Raw genomic sequence first — 6,456 nt, 5'->3', positions numbered from 1 at the left:
GTACCCAGTTGTGTATTCCCAAACCTGATGGTGACATCGCCACTACCTGGTTCTGCCGTACCTACTACTGTGTTATCTCCTGCTACACCACTAACGATGCTATCGTTCCCACCGATGCTGGTAATGGCGACTGTGGGGGCTATGGTATCGACAATAGTCAAACGTCCATCTATTAACTGCGCGTCAACAGTGTCTTGACCCAATGCGATTCTGCCAACTCTTCCTTCCACCAGGTCTAAGATAATCTGTTGTGCTGTAGTCCCTGCTGGTACCTGGAAAGTTAATTCAGCAATGGTGATGGTATCTGTGGTAATGGGTTCTATGCCAGAGATTTCTACTCTAACATTGTCTGGCTGAATATTTTCTAGTAAATCTAAACCTGGTGGTAACTGCCCTTTGGTAACCCCAGTTAGGGTAATGGCGCTGTTGTAGTTGATTCTCAAGTTGATGGAGTCAACTCCAGTAGCACCATTGAGGGTTACAGGGACTGTGATTGTTTCCCCTGGGTTACTGGTTAAATTATCTGCAATGGCAATAGAGAAGTCATCATTGAGAATTGTCCCGGTAGCACTAGCCGTGGTAATGGTGGCATTACTGGGATCAGACAAGGTGATGCTAAAGCTTTCATCTAATTCAATTGCTCTGTCACCACTGACATTGACTGTAATTACCTGAGATGTTACCCCTGGTGCAAAGGTGACAGTACCCGATGGGAATACTCCACCTGCAAAGTCATCAGCAGTAGCAGGGTTGTTACCTGTACCTCTCACCGCCCAGTTAGCAGTACTTGTACCTGTAGTGTCCCCGGTGCGGGTAACTGTGAAGGTGAAGGGGGTAGTACCTTCGTTACCTTCTAACCTTATGGCGTTGGTGGGGGCGATCGCTAGGCCGGGGGGAATTTCTTCTGGTTGAATAGTGAGCACTCCATTGATTCTACCCACTGGCTGCTCATTGATTTGTGCTCTAACTAAATCTAAGATGATTTCCCCTGAACTACTTTCGGGAACTGTCAAAATCAATTTGGCAATGCTACCCTCACCGCCTGTCAGGGGCGTAATGCCGAATATCGCTACTCTGGCAATACCTTCTGCTTCAATAATGTTAGGAACGATTGTAAAAGGATCAGGGCTTGAATTTAATAAATCGCCAGCGACTATCCTATTTAAATCAATTAATCCGGTGTCATAATTGATCTCCAAATAGATCCCCAACACTCCAGTAGCGTCATCGATGTTAACCGGAATTTCAATTGTTTCCCCTGGTTTAACAGTTTGATTGGGGATGAAAACAGTTGCCATTACCATAATATTTTTCTCCTCAACTAAGATGTTGCTCTATTTAAGTCTATTTAAGTAATGTTGCTGGACTAGATGGCAATCATTAAAGCATCAACACCTGGTACAGCAACACTGGCAAAATGTTTAGGGAGATATAGGCGGTAAAGCCCGCCACATCTAAATCCTGTGATACCCTCCTTTATACAGGAATTGCGGGTACAGAAAAACCTACTACTCGTTGGGCTACACGAGCAGCATCCAATGGTGACAATTCTCCGTTACCTGTAATGTCTCCCAGAATAAGCGGATCAATAATTGGGAAGGCTCTAAATCCTGTATCCAACCCTACACTCACCCGTGCAATCAAGGAGGCATCAGAGGGGCTGTAACCTTGATCTCCTGTGGTATCTCCGAAGTTTGCTACTAGTTGGACTGCACTATCTCCCACCAATCCAGCACCTGGAATAATTCGTAATAAACCAGAATTACCGTATGTCGCAGTCTCTGGAACCTCAGCTGTGAGGAAAATTAAATCGGTGGTATTGCTCAGAGCAGGTCCAGCCAGGGTAAATTGAGCTTGTCCGGTTAAAGGATCGATGGTGGGGGTAGAGGTGAAATTCCAACCCGATGATGGAGCTACATTTGCGTTTGTGATTGCCAGGATATCCGGGTCATATTGCAAAGTGAAGCTAATATTATCAACACCGTTGGGGTTACTTATCCGGATGGGTAGACCAATGAGGTCATCCCCCGCGGGAACATCTACAGCTTGACCCGGTGCGCGGCTAAAGTCAGGTAAGCTTAGGACTGGTGCTGTCTGACTCTCCACCGTAAATTGAAATTCACCACCGGGGGTACCATTACGATCTACATCGATTAACTCACCGTTAGTATAGACCAAGCCATCCGGGCGGCTATCCAGGGTCAGGGTGTAACTACCCGGTTCTAGGATATCACCAGTCTTAACAAAGGTGAGGGTCTTAGCAGTTTCATCCCAAATCAGTGAGCCATTGATGGGATTTCCGGCACCATCTTTGAGGATGAGGTCTGGTGAATCAGTAACTGGGGCTAATGGATTGGCTATATCTAATCCCCTGTAAAGATTAAGGACACTGAGATCTAGGTCATCATTGAATCTTAAGACAAAGCCGCTGCTAGTCTGTGTAAATACTTCATTGACGCTAATTGGTTGACTTTCTAGGGTGTAACCAGAGGCTAAATTATCGGAAGTCACATTAAGTTTAGTGCCATTAAAGTTCTCAGTGGTGGTAAAGTTGAAGTCCCCTAATTTTAACGGTAGGGGTTGGTTAGGCCAGTTCCCAGCAAAGTCAAGATAGCCAAATTGAATAAACTTGTCAGTATTCGGGTCGTTGTCAAAGTCATCAGTATCAGATAGGTCTGATAGGGGAACAAATAGATTGTTATTGAAGAGGTTTCCTACATCTTGGAAGCTCAGTTCATTAGAGTTGTAATGCAACCGCAGACTAATACCAGTCAGGGTATTGTCACCTGTGGAAGTGTTGTAGAACAGGGGAACACTCAGAGTACTATTGGGTAAAGCCAACAAGTTATCCCCAGAAGAGATTTGTTGGCGATTTCCATCGTCATTGAGAATTGTCCCCGTAGCAGTAGCCGTGGTAATGATGGCGTTAGTAGCACCAGACAAAGTGACGGTAAAGGTTTCATCCGGTTCTACTACCGTGTCACCTTGGACATTGACTGTAATTACTTGGGATGTTTGCCCTGGTGCAAAGGTAACTGTACCTGATGGGAATACTCCACCTGCAAAGTCATCAGCACTAGCAGGGTTGTCACCTGTACCTGTTACCTCCCAGTTAACACTAATTGCACCTGTGGTGTCCCCGGCGCGGGTGACTGTGAAGGTAAATGGGGTAAGTCCTTCGTTACCTTCAGCTTGCTCGGCATTTAATGGGGCGATCTCAATGAAGGAGTCTAAGGTATCCACCGTAAAGGTAAAGGGAGCAGATGTCCCAGTATTACCGGCGGTGTCGGTTTGGGATGCGGTGATGCTTCTACCTGTTCCCTGTCCAATGGTCTCTAGGTTGGCTGCACTCAGGGTGTAGGTAAAGTTGCCCTGTCCATCCACTGCTGCAGTACCCAATACTTGCTGTCCTAAGAGGATGGTGACATTACCACTACGTGCTTCAGCAGTACCTACTACTGTGTTATCTCCAACTACACCACTGACTATGCTATCCTCACCACCGATGCTGGTAATGGTGACTGTGGGGGCTATGGTATCGACTGCAAAGGTAAAGGCAGCAGATGTCCCAATATTACCGGCGGCGTCGGTTTGGGAAGCGGTGATGGTTCTACCTGTTCCCTGGCCAATGGTGGTGAGGTTAGCTGCACTCAGGCTGTAAGTAAACCTGCCATTTGCATCCACTTGTGCAGTACCCAGTTGTGTATTCCCAAACCTAATGGTGACATTACCACTACGTGCTTCAGCAGTACCTACTACTGTGTTATCTCCTGCTACACCACTAACGATGCTATCGTTCCCACCGATGTTGGTAATGGTGACTGTGGGGGCTATGGTATCGACTGGCTGTACTGACACTTCCGGGCCAACGCTGGGGTTACCTACAGCATCAATGGCGGCTCCCGCTGCTACAGCTACTGTTAAATTACCTTCAAAATTAGCATCGGGGGTGACTAATAAGGTGTAGACAGTGTTGCTGAGTGCGGTGAACTCTCCGGGGGTACCATTGGTGACTGTAATATCATTAGCGGTAAAGCCCGTGACTGGTTCACTGAAGGTGAAGGTGTAGATGATGTCCCCTGTGGCAATGTTAGCTACCCCTGGTTGATTATCTGTGATTACGACTGTGGGGGCTAGGGTATCGACTGGCTGTACTGACACTTCCGGGCCAACGCTGGGGTTACCTGCAAGATCAATGGCGGCTCCCGCTGCTACCTCTACTGTTAAATCACCTTCAAAATTAGCATCGGGGGTGACTACCAGGATGTATTCAGTGGGGCTAACTTGGGTCAATAATCCCGGTGTACCGCCTGTAACTGTGATGTCCTCAAGGGCAAAGCCTGTAACTGCTTCACTGAAGGTGAAGGTGTAGGTGATGTCCCCTGTGGCAATGTTAGCTACCCCTGGTTGATTATCTGTGATTACGACTGTGGGTGGCTCAATATCTACCGCCAGCGGAACAAAGGGATCAGAAATAAAGCCAGGTCTTGGATCTGAGTCTAAAGTATCCCGTATGCTTTGCTGTTCATTAGTCCTGTCTCTTAAGAACAGAGTTGCCCCATCAATGCGACCATTACCATCTCGGTCTCGCAATATCGCCCCCACTTCGCCCTCGGGCGGTTCACTGTCAAAGATATTCAAGCGGAAGAAGCTACCATTTTCATCCCGTTTGGCTACAACAGAATAGTCAGGTGTGCCTAGGGGGCGTTCCGCAAAGTCCACTTCTATCCGAACTATCTCATCAGGGAAGACATCCCCAATTTCGGGTCGAACTGTAAATGACAACGGTGGTACATATAACTCGGCGCCCTGAATAAGTTCCCGTAGTTGCCCAAGAATAGCATCAATATCCTCTGTTTCTGGCTGCTCTTGTTCAATAGATAACCCCTGATTCCGCCCTGGGGATAGCCTAATTGTATCGTCATCCAGAATAGTTCCCGTAGCAGTAGCCGTGGTAATGGTGGCATTAGTAGCACCAGACAAAGTAACCCTAAAGGTTTCATTTGGTTCAGGTCTCGTGTCACCTTGGACATTGACTGTAATTACTTGGGATCTTTGCCCTGGTGCAAAGGTGACTGTACCTGATGGGAATACTCCGCCTGCAAAGTCATCAGCACTAGCAGGGTTTTCTCCTGTACCTGTCACCGCCCAGTTAACTGTGCTGGTAACATTGGTGTCCCCGGTGCGGGTAACTGTGAAGGTGAAGGGGGTAGTACCTGAGTTACCTTCCGCTCTATCGGCATTTAATGGGGTGATAGATAATATGCTGCCAGTTGCCGGTACATCATCATTGAGAATTGTCCCGGTAGCAGTAGCTGTGGTAATGGTGGCGTTAGTAGCCTCCGACAAGGTCACCCTAAATGTTTCATTGGGTTCTACTACCGTGTCACCTTGGACATTGACTGTAATTACTTGAGATGTTTGCCCTGGTGCAAAGGTAACTGTACCTGATGGGAATACTCCACCTGCAAAGTCATCAGCATTAGCTGGGTTTTCTCCTGTACCTGTCACCGCCCAGTTAGCACTACTTGTACCTGTGGTGTCCCCTCTGCGGGTAACTGTGAAGGTGAAGGGGGTGAGTCCTTCGTTACCTTCTAACCTGGTTGCATCTAATGGGGCGATCGCTAGGCTTGCATCATCATTGAGAATTGTCCCGGTAGCAGTAGCCGTGGTAATGGTGGCATTAGTAGCACCAGACAAAGTAACCCTAAAGGTTTCATTTGGTTCAGGTATCGTGTCACCTTGGACATTGACTGTAATTACTTGGGATGTTTGCCCTGGTGCAAAGGTAACTGTACCTGATGGGAATACTCCATCTGCAAAGTCATCAGCAGTAGCAGGGTTGACTCCTGTACCTGTCACCGCCCAGTTAGCAGTGCTGGTAACATTGGTGTCCCCGGTGCGGGTAACTGTGAAGGTGAAGGGGGTAGTACCTGAGTTACCTTCTGGTTGTACTGCATTAGTGGGGGCGATCGCAATGAAGGAGTCTATGGTATCCACCACCACTGTAATATCCTGAGTCGCGCTCGGGCTGACATTGCCTGCGGCGTCGGTTTGAGTGGCAGTAATTCTTTCTCCACCCTCACCAAAAGCCTCGACATCGGCTGCAACTACCGCCACTGACCACGTACCATCAGGGTTCACAACTACCGTGTTACCACCTGTTAATGTAGTACCGCTGTCAAATACTAGAGTCACCGTAGCTCCAGGTTCACCAGTACCTGTGATGGTCAAGCCTGCTTGGGCTTCTTGAGCATCAATAATATTGTCTTCCGCAACGGTGTTAATGACGGGGGCGGCTGGGGCTATGGTATCGACTGCAAAGGTAAAGGCTGGGGATGTACCAATATTACCGGCGGCGTCGGTTTGGGAGGCGGTGATGGTTTTACCTTCTCCCTGGCCAATGGCGGTGAGGTTGGCTGCACTCAGGGTGTAGGTAAAGTCGCCATTTGCATC

Annotated in this window: 2 protein-coding genes; both read right to left on the bottom strand. The window is 48.0% G+C overall.

What is annotated here, in order from left to right; genetic code table 11:
- Positions 1 to 1,298 (bottom strand): cohesin domain-containing protein (locus tag IM676_RS18610; protein WP_263973150.1); only part of this gene is annotated, 1,298 nt, incomplete at its 3' end.
- 178 nt (positions 1,299 to 1,476) lie between these two features.
- Positions 1,477 to 6,456: beta strand repeat-containing protein (locus IM676_RS18605; RefSeq protein ID WP_225880401.1), on the bottom strand; the 4,980-nt coding region annotated here is incomplete at its 5' end.

It is taken from the genome of Anabaenopsis elenkinii CCIBt3563 (assembly GCF_015245355.1).
GTDB lineage: Bacteria > Cyanobacteriota > Cyanobacteriia > Cyanobacteriales > Nostocaceae > Anabaenopsis > Anabaenopsis elenkinii.
This window is presented reverse-complemented; position numbering and strand designations above follow the sequence as displayed.